The sequence below is a fragment of the Desnuesiella massiliensis genome (assembly GCF_001403615.1).
GTDB classification, from domain to species: Bacteria; Bacillota; Clostridia; order Clostridiales; family Clostridiaceae; genus Desnuesiella; species Desnuesiella massiliensis.
On the sequence record NZ_LN879456.1, the window covers coordinates 828,824 to 846,636 of the forward strand.

Here is a 17,813-nt window from a genome sequence, read left to right on the forward strand (position 1 = left end):
TCAGCACCCCTTTTTTCAATTTTGGGTTTTTATATAGCTTCTTCGAAGTTGACCACAAGCGGCATTAATATCTGACCCCATTTCTCTCCTTACAGTAACTTCAATTCCACTTTTCTTTATTATATTCATAAATTTTGAAATTCTTTCCTCAGGGGACTTTTTAAAATCATTTTCTTTTATTTCATTAACAGGTATTAAATTAATATGACATAACATTCCTCTCAATAATTTTGCAAGAGCAACAGCATCCTCTTCCGAATCATTGACGCCATTAACAAGAGCATATTCAAAAGTTATCCTTCTTCCAGTAACACTTACATAATACTTACATGCCTCTAGCAGCTCATTGATTGAATATTTATTTGCTACAGGCATTATAGCTTTACGCTTTTCATCATTATAGGCATGTAAAGAAATGGCTAGTGTCAGTTGAAGCTTTCTGTTTGCCAAGTCTAATATCTTTGGTACTATACCACATGTAGATAGAGTTATATGCCTATGACTTATATTTAAACCATACTCTGCATTAACAAGCTCAAGAAACTTTAGAACATGATCATAATTATCCAAAGGTTCTCCGCTGCCCATAAGCACTACATTAGATATTCTATTTTGAATAAGCTTTTGCGCTACTAATATCTGCGATAAGATTTCGCCAGCGGTTAAATTCCTCACTATACCCTCTAAAGTAGAAGCACAGAATTTACATCCCATTCTACAACCAACTTGTGTAGAAACACAAATAGAGTATCCATGCTTATACTTCATTATTACGCTTTCAATTATGTTTCCGTCACCAAATTGCAATAAAATTTTTATAGTACCATCTTTAGATTGATATTCATGTATCAGCGACGGAACTCCTATATAAAAATTGCTTTTTAAAGTTTCTCGTGTTTTTATAGGTATATTGTTCATATTACTAAAGTCAAATACGCCCTTATATACCCAATCTAAAATTTGCTTTGCCCTAAAGGAGCTCTCCCCTAAGTCTACTAGCTTTGCTTTTAATTCATCTAAAGTTAAATCTAAAATATTTTGCATAATGTTATACACCTACTAAAGTTTTTTAAATTTTGCTATAAAGAATCCATCCATATGCATATTAGGCAAAATTGTTACAGAACCATTCTCATTATATATTATGTTTTCTACATTACCAAAATATATTTTATCTAATGAAAACTCTTTATTATTATTTAAAAACCATTTAACATTTTCTTCATTTTCCTCTTTATTTAAAGTACAGGTAGAGTAGACCATAATTCCTCCTGACTTCAAATATCTAGCCCCATTTTTCATTATCTTTCTTTGTATTTCAATAATAGCTTTTAATTCTTCTTTTGTCTTAAACCACTTTATTTCAGGCTTTTTCCTTATAATTCCTAGCCCGGAGCAAGGTACATCCATTAAAACTCTATCCGCTTTATTTACTAAATCTTCATTAAAGGCTGTAGCATCTAATTTAGCTACCTCTATATTTTTTATCTTTAATCTTTTAGCATTTTCTTTTATTAACTCCAGCTTTTGTTCATGGATATCAAAAGCATAGACTTTAGCTTTGTCTTCACTTAGCTCTGACAAATGAGTAGCCTTGCCACCTGGGGCACTGCATAAGTCAAAGACTACACAATCCTTGTTTACATCTACTACCCCTCCAACTAGCATAGCACTTTCGTCCTGTACTGTAATATATCCTTTATTAAAAAGTTCATTGCTTTCTATAGCTCTTCCTCTGTTTATAACAATCGCCTCAGGACATACTGAACCCTCATAGACATCATAATTTGCCTCTTGAAGCTGATTATATACCTCATCATAATCTCCTAGTAAGCTATTAACTCTTACGGTAGTTTTGGGTACAGTATTTAGCCCTTTCAAAATATACTCAGTAGCCTCTTTACCATAATCCTTTAAAAATAAACTAACCATCCATTTTTCAAAGGAATATTTTAAACTAAGCTCATCGACGATGCTTTTACCCTTAAAGTTTTCCTTCTTATCGGATCTTAGGTAGCTTCTTAAAATTCCGTTAACAAATTTTGATGAAGAAATCGACTTGGACTTTGCTAAATTAACTGCTTCATTAACAACTGCATAGTCGGGAACTTTATCTAAATACTTCATTTGATATATAGCTATTCTTAATACATTTAAAATATAATCATCTATAGTAGACAATCTATTTCTACTTAAATCATTTATAATATAGTCTATAGTAAGCTTATATTTTATAGTTCCATAAACTATTTCTGTCAATAAGCCTATATCCTTGCTATTTATATCCTGCTTTTTTATCTCATTATTCAATAATATATTTGAATAGGCTTTATTTTTAAAAACATTATTTACAATATTTACTGCCAAGGCTCTAACGCTCATACTTTTTACCTCAAATTAAAATTTAATCATCTCTTCTATTGCTTATAGCTATTAATCTAATTAACTGTGATATAGCCATTAATGTGGCCGCCACATAAGTCATGGCAGCAGCATTTAAAACCTTTTTAGCTCCCATAACTTCGTCTCTATACAGAATAGATCTCTCCTCTAAAATTTTTAGTGCTCTAGAGGATGCGTCAAACTCTACTGGTAGCGTAATCAATTGAAAAATTACCACTCCAGAAAATAAGAGTATTCCAATAGTGACTAAAGGCTGCTGATTCATAATTATGCCTAAGAAAAAGAGAATCCATGAGAAATTCGATCCTATATTTACCACTGGAACTATAGAATTTCTTATTATAAGTGGAGAATAGGAGGTCTTGTGCTGTATAGCATGACCTACCTCATGAGCAGCAACCCCAATAGAAGCCACAGAGGTTCCATGGAATACCTGCTGAGATAATCTTAATACCCTATTTCTTGGATCATAATGGTCGGACAGGTTACCACCGACCATTTCAATAGGTACATCATAAAGACCACTATTATCTAAAAGCATTCTTGCTACCTGTGCTCCACTATATCCATTTTGACTGTTAACCTTGGAGTACTTATTGAAAGTAGAGGATATTTTAGTCTGAGCCCATAATGATATTATAAGGGCTGGTATTAGTATTATCATGGTGCTATCATAATAAAAAGGCATCATAATCGCACACCTCCAAATCTATTGATTTCCTAATTTTACAGCTATGTCTATACTGTTTCCATTGATATAGTCACATACCTTAAGGGGCTTTCCATTAGGGAATTGTACTTCTTCTATTAATAAAGCTCCATCTCCTGTAGAAACCTCAATTCCTTCCTTGCTTATCCCTAAGATAATTCCTGACTCACTATTTTTCTTGCTGTTTAATACCTTGCTTTTAAATATTTTCATCATGCTGCCCTTATAATAAGTGTAGGCAATGGGCCATGGATTTAACCCTCTTATAAGGTTATGAATATCTTTTGAATTATTATCCCAATTTATACATGCCATTTCTTTATTGAGCATGGATGCATAGCATGTCTCTAACTCTTCTTGCTTTTTAGGAATAATTTTATTATCTACTAATCCATTAATAGTATCTAATAATAATTTAGCTCCTCTTTCTTTCAAAATATCGTGAAGTTCGCCAGCTGTCATTTGATCCTCTATCTTCACTTCATCCTTTAGCAGCATATCTCCAGTATCTAATCCTATGTCCATTAACATAGTTGTATTGCCTGATATCGCTTCTCCATCTATGATGCTCCAATTAATAGGAGCTGCTCCTCTATACTTAGGTAATAAAGAAGCATGTAAGTTTATACAACCATATTTGGGCATTTCTAAAATTTCCTTAGGTAATATCTGTCCATAAGCTACCACTATTATGAAATCAGGTTCTATTTCTCTAAGGCTTGAAATTAATTCTAAATTGTTTTTTACCTTTAAGGGTTGAAATACAGGTATGTTATGCTCTAGCGCTACTTCCTTTACTGGAGACATAGACATCTTTTTCCCTCTTCCCTTAGGTTTATCTGGTTGAGTTAATACAGCCTTAACTCCAAATTCATTTATTAGTGCCTTTAAACTTGGTACTGCAAATTCTGGAGTACCCATAAATATGATATTCATATTAATTCTCCTCTTTTTCTAATATCTTATCTATAAAAAGTACACCATTTAAATGATCTAATTCGTGACAAATAGCTCTAGCAAATAATTCTTCAGCCTCAACTATATTTTCCTTTCCGTTTTCATCTAGATATTTTGCAACCACCTTTTGTGGACGTTCAACCTCTCCTTGTTCACCAGGCACACTTAAGCATCCTTCAACATCTACATAGGTTCCTTCTGTTTTAATAATCTCCGGATTTATCATAGCTATAGGACCATCTCCTACATCTATTACCACTATTCTCTTCAATATTCCAACCTGTGGAGCTGCTAGACCAACCCCATCTGCTTCATACATTGTTTCTATCATATCTTTGATAAGAGTTTTAATTCTATCATTTATTACATCAACAGTTTTACTTTTCTTTCTTAATATTTCATCTCCGTTAGTTCTTATAGTTCTTATTGCCATTAAAAATACTCCTTTCAATATTTAAATCTAAACTAGATTGTTTGGATTTATATCTATGTTTATTCTTATATCATTATAAACCTCTTTTAAGGTTTCATAAACCATTTCTTTTACGTTTTTGTTGAAACTTTGGGTTAATTGTCCCTTTATAATGATTTGCCATCTAAAAAATTCATTTATTTTTGATATAATACAAGGGGTTGGGCCTAATATCTCTATTTTATCATCTATTAATAATAAACTTCTTAAATTTATGGCAAGATTTTGTATATTTTTTATTAATAAATCCTCATTTTTACTGCTTAAAGTAATAGATAGAATCTTAGAAAAAGGAGGATAATTCATATCCTTTCTAATTTTAATTTCTTCTCTATAAAATCCATCATAATCATATTTCTGAGCTAATTTTATACTATAATTATCTGGTAAATAGGTTTGCACTATAACTCTCCCTTTTTTTCTCCCTCTTCCAGCTCTTCCTGCCACCTGAGTAATCAATTGGAAGGTTTTTTCATTTGATCTATAGTCAGGCAAATTTAAAGATAAATCTGCCGCCAGTACTCCTACTAAAGTAACATTATGAAAATCTAATCCTTTTGCTACCATCTGAGTTCCTACTAATATATCAGCTTCCTGGTTTTTAAAACTATTATATATATCTTCATAGGAATTCTTTTTCCTGGTGGTATCTAAATCCATTCTTATTACTCTTGCTTCTGGAAAAGTTCTTTTAATAGCAGCTTCTACCTTTTCAGTACCAATTCCAAAATGCTTAACATAGTTACTTTTGCAACTTGGGCAGGTATTAGTAGCTTTCATAGTTTTTCCACAATAGTGGCAGGATAAATAATTTCCTGACCAATGATAGGTTAAGGAAATATCGCAATTATCACATTTAAAAACATAACCGCATTTTCTGCAGGATACAAAAGTTGAAAAGCCTCTCCTATTTAAAAATAAAATTATCTGCTCCTTCTTATCTAAACTTTCCTTCATAGCCTCATATAATTCAGCACTAAAAATAGACTTATTATTATTTTTTAGTTCATCTCTCATATCGATGATTGTTAGCTTTGGCAGTTCTGCACTATCTACCCTATTATTTAACCTTAACAGCTCTATTTCACTTTTTTCTGACCTATAAAAGGTGTCTATACTAGGAGTAGCAGAGCCTAAAATCACCTTGCAATTATAAAGAACACTCTTATACTCAGCAATTTCTTTTGCATTATATTTAGGGTTGCTATCAGACTTATAGCTGCTTTCATGCTCCTCATCGATTATTATAAAACCTAAATCGGTAAAAGGCAAAAATATAGCAGAACGAGCTCCAATAGCTAATTTAACCTTATTATTTTTTACCCTATGCCACTCATCATGCCTTTCTCCATCAGATAACTTACTATGAAATACCGCTACATCTTTACCAAATCTCCCCTTAAATCTTTCTATCATTTGAGGAGTTAAAGCTATCTCAGGCACTAATATTATTGTACTTTTATCCATATTCATGGCATGCTCTGCCAAATTCATATATACTTCAGTTTTTCCACTGCCTGTTATTCCTTTAATTAAAAACAAGGATTTATTTGAATTTATTATATGACTAATAACTTTCTCTTGATCCTCAGTTAAACTCTTCTTGTGGTAGGAGGTATATTGTTTTACGTTATACCTTTGAACCACAGAATCTTGTTTTATTATGTATCCATGCTTTATTAAAGTATTAATAGAACTAAGTGAAATATGATATAGATTTACTAAATCACTTCTTGTAAAGGAGCCATTATTGTCTTCTATTATCTTATAGATGTTTATATATGGCTCTTTATATAGCTTTCCTTGAAAAACAACTTCGGTATTAATGTATAATTTTTCTAAAGTCTTATGTTTTTTTCCTTCTAATATTCCTGGTGCTATAACCAGCTTTATGGCATCAATATAGCTACAAAGATATTTATCCTTCATAAAATTAATAAGTTCTAAATCCTTTTGAGAAATCATAGGCTTTTCATCTATAACCTTTGAGATTTCCTTAAGTTTATGATGTTCTAAAATATCCTCGTATAATTCCATTACAAATCCGTCTATAATTTTATTTCCTTTACCAAAGGGTACTTTTACTCTATGCCCTATATGTAATTTACCTATATACTCTGAAGGTATAACATAAGTAAAAATTTTATCCAATTGTATAGACTCACTATTAATTACAACACCTGCATATTTAAACATGAAATCACCCTTTTATAAAATAAAAAAGCGCAGCTAGCGCCTTTTATTAATTAAATCAAATAGATGTTTTGCTACAGCTCTTTTGCTCATGGTGTCAAGATATAATTCCTCACCTTTATTATCTAAAATAATGACTTTATTATTATCTGAGGCAAAACCAGTATCCTTGGAAGATATATCGTTAGCAACAATATAATCTAAATTCTTTCTTTTAAGCTTATCCTTAGCATTATTTAATACATTGGAGCTCTCTGCTGCAAATCCTACTAAAATTTGATTTCTTTTTTCTTTTCCTAATAGGTTTAGAATATCGTTATCTCTTTCAAATTCAAGCAGCAAGTTTTCTTCTTTCTTTTTAATCTTTTCTTCGCTATAGTTTTTAGGCTTATAATCCGCAACTGCTGCAGACTTTATCACTATATGACTAGTTTCATATTTATCTAATATGACTCTTAGCATTTCCTCATTAGTATTTACTTTAACTACATCTACGCCAAAAGGAGTTTCTAGGCTTGTAGGTCCTGTAATTAAAGTTACTTGAGCTCCTCTGTCCCTTGCCTCTTCTGCAATGGCATAGCCCATTTTTCCCGTAGATCTATTAGTTATAAATCTAACTGGATCAATAGGTGCTATGGTAGGTCCTGCGGTAACTAATACTTTCTTACCCTCTAGGTCCTTTGTATCATAAATCATTGAAGCTACTATATCAGAAATAAGCTTAGTATCCTCAAGCTTACCCCTTCCTGTATCCCCACAGGCTAATCTGCCGCTTGCAGGTTCAATAAAGGCATATCCAAATTCCTTTAATTTATCTATGTTCTTTTGAACTATAGGATTATCGTACATATTAGTATTCATAGCTGGTGCAAAAACCACTGGAGCCTTTGTGGCCATTATAGTGGTTGATAGCATATCGTCTGCTATACCATTAGCTACCTTACCTATAATATTAGCCGTAGCTGGTACAATTAGCATTAAATCTGCCTTTTTAGCTAAAGAAATATGTTGAATTTCCCAAGCTCTAGGCTCTGCAAACATATCTGTTACAACAAGATTCTGACTCAAAGATTGAAAGCTTAAAGGCGTTACAAATTTAGTAGCAGAATCCGTCATAATAACATGTGTATCTATGTTCTTCTTTCTTAAAGTGCTTATAACATCTAAAGCTTTATATGCAGCTATTCCTCCGGTGACCCCTATAACTACACATTTATTACTCATTACTACTTTAACCCTTCCTTTAAGGTTTCATATTCTATAAAACCAGCGTTAACTTCATTTATTGCAACAGTTAATGGCTTATTTGAATCTGTATAGATCATAGCATCTGATCCCTCTATTAGCTGTCTAGCTCTTTTAGACGTTACAATTACTAAAGAGTATCTATTGTCAACCTTTTCTAATAAATCAGTTATTGATGGATTAATCATAGAGTTGTTCATGGATTAGACCCTCCTTTGAGTTTAATATTTTTTCTTTAATTCTATCTACTCTACATCTCTCTGCAACTAAAATGCTCTCTATTTTTTTTACTGCATCATTTACTTTGTCATTAACCACAGCATAATTATATTTAGAAATATAGTTTATTTCTTGATAAGCAGATTTAAACCTAGTCATAAGTGATTCTTGCGTTTCGCTTCCCCTATTAATTATCCTCTGCCTAAGCTCTTCCATAGAAGGAGGAAGAATAAATATAAATACTCCTTCGGATACCTTTTCCTTAACTCGTAAGGCTCCTTGAATATCTATTTCTAATATGACATCTATACCCTTATCTAGCATCTCTTCAACCTTTGACTTAGGAGTTCCGTAAAAGTTACCATAAACTTCTGCATACTCTAGAAAATCTTCTAATTCAATTTTTTTTTGAAACTCTTCTCTATCAACAAAATAATAGTTAATACCTTCAATTTCTCCCTGTCTAGGTTTTCTAGTGGTAGCTGATACAGATATCCAATAATCATTTCTTTCTAGCAAGGCCTTGCATATAGTTCCCTTTCCTGCTCCAGAAGGCCCGGAAATTACTATTAACAGTCCCCTAGTCATTATTCATCTACCTCTTCTATGTTATCATCTTCTTTTGAGGATAATCTATGCGCAACTGTTTCAGGTTGTACCGCAGAAAGAATTACATGGTCGCTATCTGTAATAATTACAGCTCTTGTTCTTCTGCCATAGGTAGCATCAATTAGCATCCCTCTGTCTCTAGCCTCTTGGATTATTCTTTTTATCGGTGCTGATTCTGGACTAACTATAGCTACAAGCCTATTAGCTGAAACTATATTTCCAAAGCCGATATTAATTAGTTTAATACTCATAATCTTCCTCCTAAATTCATCATTCTATATTCTGTACTTGCTCTCTAATTTTCTCTATTTCATTTTTAATATTTAAAACTAGATTAGTAATTTCTAAATCTTGAGATTTTGAAGCTATGGTATTAGCTTCTCTATTCATTTCCTGAACTATAAAGTCCAACTTCCTTCCTATAGGCTCCTCTAATTCTAAAGTGGCTTTAGTTTGTTCTATATGGCTGTTTAACCTTGTTATTTCTTCATCAATACAGCATTTATCAGCAAAGACAGCCACTTCCATACTTAATCTATTCTCATCTAAGCTAGCAACTTCAACAAGCTCTTGTATTCTCTCTTCTAATTTCTTCTTATAATCTATTACCACCTTAGGAGACTTCTCTTCAATTTTCATCATATTTGACTTAATTATATCACATTTATTTAATATATCTATTTTTAGCTTTTCTCCCTCTACAACTCTCATGGCAGAAAGCTTATCTAGGGAATTTTCCATTAAAAAAGAGAGTTCTTTCCACATTAACTCTAAATCATCTTCTTTTTCTTCTTGATAGATAACATCTGGAAAACGTGCAATCAAGGATAAGGTTATGTCATTTTTAACCTCAAATCTTCCTTGAAGCTCTGCTAAACATTTGTAATAGCTATCTGCTAAATCAGAATTTAATTTAGCCATACTATCTCTTTTACCATAGTCTTTATAATTAATGAATACGTCAACTTTCCCTCTATTTAACTTTTCACTAACAACTCTTCTTATTCTCTCTTCAAGAGAAATCATCCCTCTTGGCATTCGCACATTTAAATCTAAGTATCTGTGATTTACACTTTTTATTTCAACTAAAAAGCAATGGTCACTACCTTCATCACTACTAGCTCTTCCAAAGCCTGTCATACTCCTAACCATTTAAATCCTCCTTTGATTGTTTCCAATTCATATTCCTTATTATACATAAAGTACAAATGAAATTTCAAGCATTATTTAAAAATAAAGACCTAAAGTGAGATAATTAATAATAAATATCTATTTTGGAGAAAGCTCGCTCTATAGTATCTTCATTTTGAGTTAAGGATATTCTAAAATGGTTATATCCTATTTTTCCAAAAACATAGCCGGGTGTTACCACAATACTACTCTTATATAATAATTCTTCACAAAATTCATCAGTGGTATACTTTTGAGGGACATTGCACCAGCAATAAAAAGTGCCTTTACCTTTAAAGAAAGATATGTTTTTTTCCATTAAAATATTCTCTAAAACTATTCTTCTTTGGTTGTAGATTTTCTTTATTTTTTCCAAATAATCTTCTCCTAAGCTTAATGCTGCTATAGCGCTATATTGAATAGGCATAAATTGTCCAGAATCTGTATTAGATTTTATTTTTAATAAAGCTTCAATTATACTTTTATCACCAACAGCATATCCTATTCTAAATCCAGTCATATTAAAGCTTTTAGAAAAGGTTCCGAATTCTATGCAATTATTCTTACCACCCATCAAAATAGATAAGGGTTCTATCTCTGGATTTAAAATTTCATTGTAAGCATTATCATTGCATAAAACAATATTGTATTTCTCACTAAAAGCTTTTACCTTACTTAAAAAGTCGCTATTAAGCACAGCTCCTGTTGGGTTATTAGGGTAGTTTATTATCATTAATTTAGCTATCTTTGAAATACTCTCTGGGATTATATCTAATCTTGGGTAATATCCCTGACTTTCTATCAATGGCATTTTATAAGGTATTACCCCCCAAAGTTTACTACAGGTTTCATAAACGGGATAGCCTGGTTGAGGTATTATAGCATAATCGTTTATATCACATACTGCTGGAAAAATATTGCTTATACCTTCTTTAGACCCAATTAATATTATGATTTCATTTGTATCTAAGTCAACATTATAAACTTTTTTATAATATTTTATTATTTTCTCTTTTAATGGTAATATACCCTCATAAGGCGGATATTTATTGATATGCTTATAACTTAATGACTCTACTAATGCATTTTTTATAGATGGATGCAGTTCTAGATCAGGATCTCCTATTCCAAAATCAAATATCTCTTTACCTTCACTTAGAAGTCTGTTTTTTATATTATCCATTCTTTTAAAGTGATACTGCTCTATCATAGCTATCCTATTATTTATTTTCAATTTTATACACTCCTACAAAATTCTTTGTATCATAATATTCAAAAGCAATATATTATGATACAAACAAAGGATATCGAATGCTTCGATATCCTTAAAATAATTACATATTGTTAGTGTATAAATCTCTTTCAAATATTTCCCTTACCTTTTCAATATCTTCTGTAAAGCTTAAGGCCACCATTAACTTTATTCTAGCCTTTTGACCTGGTAGATTGTCTCCAAAAATAACTCCTAGGTTTCTTAGTTCCTTGCCTCCTCCATGATATCCATAAGAATCAAAAACTCTTCCCTCAAAGCATCTGGAAACTATTACTACAGCTACATTTTTAGCTATTGCATTTTCAATTCCTTCTACCATATGTGGAGGTATGTTTCCTCTACCCATAGCTTCTACCACAATACCTTTGTCCCCTTGATCTACACAAAAATTAATTAAACGTGAATCCATCCCTGCAGCGCATTTTATTAAAGCCACCCCAGCTGAGATATTTCTAATTGGAATACTTTGTTTATTTAGACTGTTCCTATAAAAAATCACTTTATTATTATCAACGATTCCGATAGGCCCAAAATTTGGAGTTTTAAAAGCATTTAAGCTCATAGAATTTGCTTTTGTAACTTCTGAAGCACAATTCAATTCACCATTTAAGCATACCAGTACCCCTCTGTTCCTTGCCTCCTCAGAAATAGCAGTGCAAATGGCTGCTGCCAAATTAGAAGGTCCATCATATCCAAGCTCTGAACCACTCCTCATAGAACCCGTAAAAACCACAGGTTTTTCAGTACTTATAGTTAAATCTAGCAAATATGCTGTTTCCTCTAGTGAATCTGTACCATGAGTTACTACCACCCCACATATATCTTCTCTATTTAAAAGCTCTTGAACATATTGGGATAATTCTAACATCATATCTGGGGACATATGCGGACCTGGCAAGCTAGAAAATGTATAGGACTCTACTTGAGCATATCTTTCTATGCCAGTAACCATGGACATTATTTCCTCTCCTGTTAAACTAGGAACGGCTGCCTTTATTCTTGGATCCACTTTCATTGAAATGGTACCACCATTAAAAACTACTGCAACTTTTTTCATTATATACCCCTCCAACATAAAATATGTACTTTACAAATATATTTTATATTATTTTTCTTAGTAAAGCATTACAAATATTAAATAAATAAATAAATAAAAAAGCTGTTAGCAAAATCTAACAGCTTATTTCCTTTTCATATTGTTATGAAGTTTGTTTATTCTTTCTTCACTTAACCCGGTCATATTAATTATTTCAGTTATACCTACACCTTTATCTAATAATTCTTTTGCTCTTTCTGCTGCCTCTTCATACTCACCATGCCTAAATTTTTTCATAAAATCAACTCCTTATACAATTATTCTATAGCTCCCTTAGATCTATGCTTTTTCATTTCCTCTTCATAAATTGTATCCGGCTTTGATTTCTTATTACTTACCTTTTTCTTAGCTTTCTTATCCTCTGTATGTGTCATATTGCGCCGTTGAGTAAAACCTGCTAAAATCTAATAGGTTTATTCCTTATTCATTGCAACCTGTTTTATCATAAGACTACTCCAGTTGGTATGTTGCTCCAAAGGCTTAAATTCCGATACAAGGCACCGTACTTACTTATAATTGCTTAATAATGCTAAATTATAAGCTCTCAACGTTCTCCTTTCTATATATATTTACCATATTATAAGAAAAAGCTTTATGATTGCTTTCTCACTTTTTCTTTTAATTAATATATATAGTTTAAACAGTTATACTTTATTTATTCCGACAAACTTAAAAATAGTTACATACAGGAGGATGTTAAAAACATAGGTGCTCTTTTTCGCGGGCCGCTCGTGGGGCTCCACGCGCGGTGTAGCGAAACCTATAGAGTACCTTTTTTCACAGCCTCCTACAGATATAATAAAATATTTTGAAAATATTTCCTTGGTAATATTTTCAAAATATTCTCAATAAGCTAAATATACTCCATATTTATTAAACTATTTATTCCTTCTATTCTATCCTGTAGCTGTATTATTTCTATATAAATCTGCTGAAGAGTACTTACATTCTCTGCAGAAGTGTCCTTTAAAAGCTCGTCTCTTGCACTTACCAATCCTTTTAAGGCTATTTTTTTCCTATTAATATAGTTTGTATATTCTTCTATTTCTTTATTTCTAGCTTCAATATCGGATTCTATATCCTGCATTATGCTAAGCTGACTCTCTACTTTAATTATGTTTATATAGGTTAAAGCTATGTCCTCAAATAATTTAGTTGCTTCGTTCCACTTTTTGAAGTTGATTTCTGTGAGAAATTTAATCTTTTCCTGATCTAATTTTTTTAAATTTTCTTCTATAGATTTTATTTCCATATTAAAATTTAAAATGTCCATGGCTACCTCCATTTACAAAAATTTCCCTGGAAATATATTCAAATTACATATCCAGAATTTTTGTATTTTTATTCTATATTAACATATAAAATAGATTATTTTCTATTTAAAATTGCTCAAATATAAAAATACTGTGTCTGATATGTCTAATCTTAAAAATAAACATACTGCTAGAGGTTTCATAAATTGTTTTTGTATTATACAATTAACTTAGTAACTGAATACTCTTGGCTTTATGAATTTTTTAGCAATAAAAAATTAACTTTGACTTTTAAGAAGGTGAATTACATGAAAAAATTAAATGGTGTTTTATATGCATTATCGTCCTCAGCAGCTTTTGGACTAATGCCTATATTAGCTAAGTTCTCTTATACCCAAGGTGCTACAGCTATTACTGTAGTTTTTTTTAGATTTTTATTTTCATGGATATTAATATTTCCTATGCTATTAATTAAAAAAAGAGCTATTAAAATAACCAAGAGAGAATTAGTTTGGGTAGTGCTCATTGGAATATTAGGTTATGCATCTACTACACTTACCTTATTCCTATCCTACAACTATATATCCGTTGGATTAGCAACCACTATACACTTTGTTTATCCTGTTATTGTAACGCTGATAACTACATTTTTCTTTAAGGAGAGGTTAAACAAGGTTAAATTATTTAGTTTAATCCTTTCAACCATAGGAATATATTTTTTAGTATTTAATGGTCATATACAGCTAAGTTTTATAGGAGTATTTTATGCTATATTCTCAGGTGTACTATATTCTTTATATATTGTTAGCATTAGCTATAGTCCTCTTAAAAATATGGATAACCTATTAGTTACCTTTTATCTTTCTATGGCTTCCTCCTCAGCAATATTTATTTTTGGTACAGCCACTAAATCTATAAAATTTAATTTGCCCACTATCGCCTATGTATATATTCTAGGAATATCTATTATTTCCACTGTAATCGCTATTACAGCTTTTCAAAAAGGAATAAAAATAATAGGACCCTCTAATGCCGCTATATTAAGTACCTTTGAACCTATAGTAAGCATGATTTTAGGAATTATTATTTTACAAGAAGCTTTTTCTGAAAAGATTCTGTTTGGATGCTTATTAATAATACTATCCGTAATAACTCTGACTCTTGCAAGCAAAAAATAGAGCTTACTTTAATATAAGCTCTATTTCTATTAGCTATTTGATGTAATTAGTAAATCTTTTTCTAATATATGATTGTCTATCCAATCTACTAAAAAATTTAATATATCCATAATATGCTTGTCTTGCTCTTGGTCAACTAACTTTAAATCAATATTATTAATTTTTTCAATCAAGTCATCGTGCTCTATTTTGTGAGATAAGAATTTTTTATAGCTTACACTTAACATGTATTCTTCTTCTGATTTAAAGTGGAATATAGTATAATTCTTTAGCTCTTCTAATATTTCTACAATTCTATCATACTTATCTATATAAAAATTGTTCTTTAAAAGCTCATAGGCCGAATTTGTTAATTCAAATAACCTTCTATGCTGTTCATCAATTATTGTAACACCTGTTTCATATTGTTCCTTCCACTTGATCACTTAAAATCACTCTCCATATTTTTACTTTTTAAACCCATAAATAAGTATAACATCCTTCTTTATACAGTTCAATAAGCTATATTATATAAAATAGCATTAAACAAAAAAATAATAAGATCTACATTTTTATAGAACTTGTTATCTTTTTATTTGGTGACCTCTAGTGGAGTTGAACCCCTGATTCGTTTTTATATTAACTATATTTTTCTACAAATCTCTATAAACGTTGAGCTTGCCGCGTTTAATAATTATATTAACCCAATACAAACTATACCTATCTAAAACTTATGTGGGAAGAGTGTGGGAAGTTTATTATTTTAAAATCCCTATATATTTATGTGGGGTCTTTAATTTGAAAATGGCTTAACTCTGTTAGTTGATGAAATATAAAAATAATTTTGAAGAATTTGCCTCAAGTGTATACTAATTAAAAACCCCTGAAAAAGTAGTGTAACAGTCGCTTTCAACTCTGCTTTTTCAGGGGAATTTTTTCACTTATTTTTATGATTTATGCCAATCTGATAATCTTGGGTTAGTGTATAGCTATTGTATACAAACTCCAAAATTCTCAGCTAATTCTTCATCGTTTACCACACATGGATTTGGATCGTTCTTAATAAACCTTACTGCATTCAAGCCGGTCATCTGTACAGGCATGGTATTGTTTCCATCGTGTAAAACAGGGAATACTGAAAGATCAGCAACTTTAAGATTTTTTGTGCCAAAGACATTCAGGAATCCATCAACAACTCCATCCTGAATACTCTGTCCCATCCTACACTGTCCGCCAAAGTGAGCTGTATTACCATAAGAGGCCCTTACATATTTAGCAAGCTCACTTCGTTTTTCTGCCTCATCAGCCTTTTGGAATATATCTCCAGAAGGGTATACAACATTATATTTGCCAGCTGGATCAAGTTCAGCAGCTCTTTTCATAATATTGTATACGTCAATATATCTATCTACCATAAAATTCAAGTCATTAAGATCAGCCAAAGGGTTAAGATCAAGAGACGGATAAGCTTCAGGGTCACTGTGTGCTATCAAAATGGTACCTCTGCTTCTAGGGACAAGGTCAAAAATACTAATACCCATGATATTGCTCTCTTTTTTGGGGTCATAAGCCCAGTTGTTCTGAACTACTACTGCAGCAGGTACACTGCTTGGTCCTACTGAACTATATATTTGGAGCCGTCGGCCTCCAGTTGTTCCATCGGCTTTAAAAGCACCTAATGGAAATGGAAGATTTGGGTCTGCATCAATTAAAGCCTGGAGTCTTGATGTTTCTACTTCTACTCCCATTCCAGCAATAAAATGTGTTACAAAATTGTGCCCAACATTAGGGCTCTCTACTAATGTTGAAATGCCTGCTTTAGCCAAATCAGTAGAACTTCCTATTCCCGAACGCTGCAGAATGACAGAAGAAAAATTACCTGCTGATAAAATTACTCCCTTTCTTGCATAAGCCTTATAGGACACTCCGTCATGTACAAATCTAACTCCTACTGCAATATTCTGACCTTTTTTTCGGTGAAATATAATATTATCTACAGTGGTTTTTGCCAGGATTACCAGCTCCCTGCCGTTAACCCCATACTCGTCAGGATAAAATTCGTTACCCTGTGTAACAACATCTTCATTTAAATATCCGGTTGCTGTAGATGAACGAACAAACTTGCCATTTACTTCTTTATTGAGAATTTGTGATTTATAAAAAGTGCAATCTCTTACACCTGTATTATAGTCTTCAACTCTTCTAATTTTCAAAACATCTGCTGTTGCATTAGCTAAAGTAACTGTAAGACTTTTCTCTGGAATTATTTGCTGTCTGACAAAAACCGGGCCATTCGTCCCACGTTCACCCTGAAAATCTCGATCTGTATTTCCTGTATAGGTTTCATTTTTTATAAATAGTTCTCTAACACTTCTATAGCTCCATTGTGGTCCAAATTGCCTTGCCAAATCATCATAATACTCTTTGCTGCCACGAACTGCATACATTGCATTATGCTCAGAGCTTCCTCCTATTGTTCTTCCACTTGATATTCTAAGCTGACGATTGCCTATAGTTTGCTCAAGTTTCGTAAGCATATTAAATGAAAGTTTATTATCAGCATTTAAGACACCAGATCCGGGGCTACTACCGCTACTTTGCTCCTGCATCATATTCGTTCCTGCTTCAAGGACGAGTACACTAGTGCGCTTGTCATCTGTTAATTCTTTTGCAATTATTCCTCCGGCAGTTCCTGCACCAATAACAATATAATCATAAATTTGTTTGTTCATTACTTTACATCCCCTTTGTTTTTTTATGATTAATGTCTACAATACATAATATGATTAAATTTGTAATATAGTGCCATAATTTGATGTAATTTATTGAAATCATCCAGTTAGTGTCTCATGACATGTTGTTACCATATAGAAACTAACTGTATATTTTATATTCAAATACAATTTCTCTGAAATTAAAAGATAACTCAAAGCAATTAGATTTTTGTGATTGATTTATTTATTAGATGTCACCAATTTCAACAAAGCTACCATTTGAGCATGAAAAATAGAGACTTCTTTAAGTCTCTATTACGTCGAAACATACAAAATCTATGAC

The 17,813-nt window shown here is 31.7% G+C and carries 18 protein-coding genes; 1 reads left to right on the forward strand and 17 read right to left on the reverse strand.

The annotated features are described in order from the left end of the window. Positions 1 to 15 precede the first annotated feature (15 nt). The 15 genes from rlmN to BN2665_RS14835 all read right to left on the reverse strand — a co-directional run bounded on the left by rlmN (position 16) and on the right by BN2665_RS14835 (position 13,619). Complete coding sequence (gene rlmN, locus BN2665_RS14770; RefSeq protein ID WP_055667868.1) at positions 16 to 1,044, reverse strand: dual-specificity RNA methyltransferase RlmN; 1,029 nt, start codon at positions 1,042 to 1,044, stop codon at positions 16 to 18. 15 nt (positions 1,045 to 1,059) lie between these two features. Continuing rightward, complete coding sequence (gene rsmB, locus BN2665_RS14775; protein WP_055667869.1) at positions 1,060 to 2,382, reverse strand: 16S rRNA (cytosine(967)-C(5))-methyltransferase RsmB; 1,323 nt, start codon at positions 2,380 to 2,382, stop codon at positions 1,060 to 1,062. A gap of 22 nt (positions 2,383 to 2,404) precedes the next feature. Beyond that, positions 2,405 to 3,091, reverse strand: coding sequence for a zinc metallopeptidase (locus BN2665_RS14780; RefSeq protein WP_055668412.1), 687 nt, complete (start codon positions 3,089 to 3,091; stop codon positions 2,405 to 2,407). A gap of 21 nt (positions 3,092 to 3,112) precedes the next feature. Then, the gene (gene fmt, locus BN2665_RS14785) at positions 3,113 to 4,048 is read right to left on the reverse strand and encodes a methionyl-tRNA formyltransferase (RefSeq protein WP_055667870.1); all 936 of its coding nucleotides are present in this window, start codon (positions 4,046 to 4,048) and stop codon (positions 3,113 to 3,115) included. 1 nt (position 4,049) lies between these two features. Continuing rightward, positions 4,050 to 4,502, reverse strand: a complete 453-nt coding sequence (gene def / locus BN2665_RS14790; RefSeq protein WP_055667871.1) for a peptide deformylase — start codon at positions 4,500 to 4,502, stop codon at positions 4,050 to 4,052. Positions 4,503 to 4,529: 27 nt separating this feature from the next. Next, positions 4,530 to 6,737 carry a primosomal protein N' gene (priA, locus tag BN2665_RS14795; protein ID WP_055667872.1) on the reverse strand — a complete coding sequence of 736 codons (2,208 nt, stop codon included), beginning with the start codon at positions 6,735 to 6,737 and terminating at the stop codon, positions 4,530 to 4,532. Between the two features lie 33 nt (positions 6,738 to 6,770). Beyond that, the gene (gene coaBC / locus BN2665_RS14800; protein WP_055667873.1) at positions 6,771 to 7,958 is read right to left on the reverse strand and encodes a bifunctional phosphopantothenoylcysteine decarboxylase/phosphopantothenate--cysteine ligase CoaBC; all 1,188 of its coding nucleotides are present in this window, start codon (positions 7,956 to 7,958) and stop codon (positions 6,771 to 6,773) included. A 2-nt stretch (positions 7,959 to 7,960) separates the two neighbouring features. Then, positions 7,961 to 8,179, reverse strand: a complete 219-nt coding sequence (gene rpoZ / locus BN2665_RS14805; protein WP_055667874.1) for a DNA-directed RNA polymerase subunit omega — start codon at positions 8,177 to 8,179, stop codon at positions 7,961 to 7,963. Continuing rightward, complete coding sequence (gene gmk / locus BN2665_RS14810; RefSeq protein ID WP_055667875.1) at positions 8,160 to 8,786, reverse strand: guanylate kinase; 627 nt, start codon at positions 8,784 to 8,786, stop codon at positions 8,160 to 8,162. Before gmk ends, rpoZ begins: the two co-directional genes overlap by 20 nt. Beyond that, positions 8,786 to 9,058 carry an extracellular matrix/biofilm regulator RemA gene (gene remA / locus BN2665_RS14815; protein ID WP_055667876.1) on the reverse strand — a complete coding sequence of 91 codons (273 nt, stop codon included), beginning with the start codon at positions 9,056 to 9,058 and terminating at the stop codon, positions 8,786 to 8,788. Before remA ends, gmk begins: the two co-directional genes overlap by 1 nt. A gap of 19 nt (positions 9,059 to 9,077) precedes the next feature. Next, positions 9,078 to 9,959: a YicC/YloC family endoribonuclease gene (locus BN2665_RS14820; protein ID WP_055667877.1), complete on the reverse strand. Its 882-nt coding sequence runs from the start codon at positions 9,957 to 9,959 to the stop codon at positions 9,078 to 9,080. 103 nt (positions 9,960 to 10,062) lie between these two features. Continuing rightward, entirely contained in the window at positions 10,063 to 11,211 is a 1,149-nt protein-coding gene (locus tag BN2665_RS14825) for an aminotransferase class I/II-fold pyridoxal phosphate-dependent enzyme (protein WP_154674954.1), read from the reverse strand. 100 nt (positions 11,212 to 11,311) lie between these two features. Continuing rightward, the gene (locus tag BN2665_RS14830; RefSeq protein ID WP_055667878.1) at positions 11,312 to 12,307 is read right to left on the reverse strand and encodes an asparaginase; all 996 of its coding nucleotides are present in this window, start codon (positions 12,305 to 12,307) and stop codon (positions 11,312 to 11,314) included. Positions 12,308 to 12,430: 123 nt separating this feature from the next. After that, a complete protein-coding gene (locus tag BN2665_RS27360; protein ID WP_195892701.1) occupies positions 12,431 to 12,583 on the reverse strand; it encodes a hypothetical protein in 153 nt (50 codons plus the stop codon). Positions 12,584 to 13,199: 616 nt separating this feature from the next. Next, positions 13,200 to 13,619, reverse strand: a complete 420-nt coding sequence (locus BN2665_RS14835; protein ID WP_055667879.1) for a hypothetical protein — start codon at positions 13,617 to 13,619, stop codon at positions 13,200 to 13,202. A gap of 288 nt (positions 13,620 to 13,907) precedes the next feature. Here BN2665_RS14835 and BN2665_RS14840 point away from each other — a divergent pair, with 288 nt between their 5' ends. Further along, complete coding sequence (locus BN2665_RS14840; RefSeq protein ID WP_055667880.1) at positions 13,908 to 14,777, forward strand: DMT family transporter; 870 nt, start codon at positions 13,908 to 13,910, stop codon at positions 14,775 to 14,777. Between the two features lie 29 nt (positions 14,778 to 14,806). Here BN2665_RS14840 and BN2665_RS14845 read toward each other — a convergent pair whose 3' ends face one another. Continuing rightward, complete coding sequence (locus BN2665_RS14845; RefSeq protein ID WP_055667881.1) at positions 14,807 to 15,202, reverse strand: bacteriohemerythrin; 396 nt, start codon at positions 15,200 to 15,202, stop codon at positions 14,807 to 14,809. Positions 15,203 to 15,745: 543 nt separating this feature from the next. Further along, positions 15,746 to 17,488 (reverse strand): GMC family oxidoreductase, encoded by a 1,743-nt coding sequence (locus BN2665_RS14850; RefSeq protein ID WP_055667882.1) that lies wholly within the window; start codon positions 17,486 to 17,488, stop codon positions 15,746 to 15,748. Positions 17,489 to 17,813 lie beyond the last annotated feature (325 nt).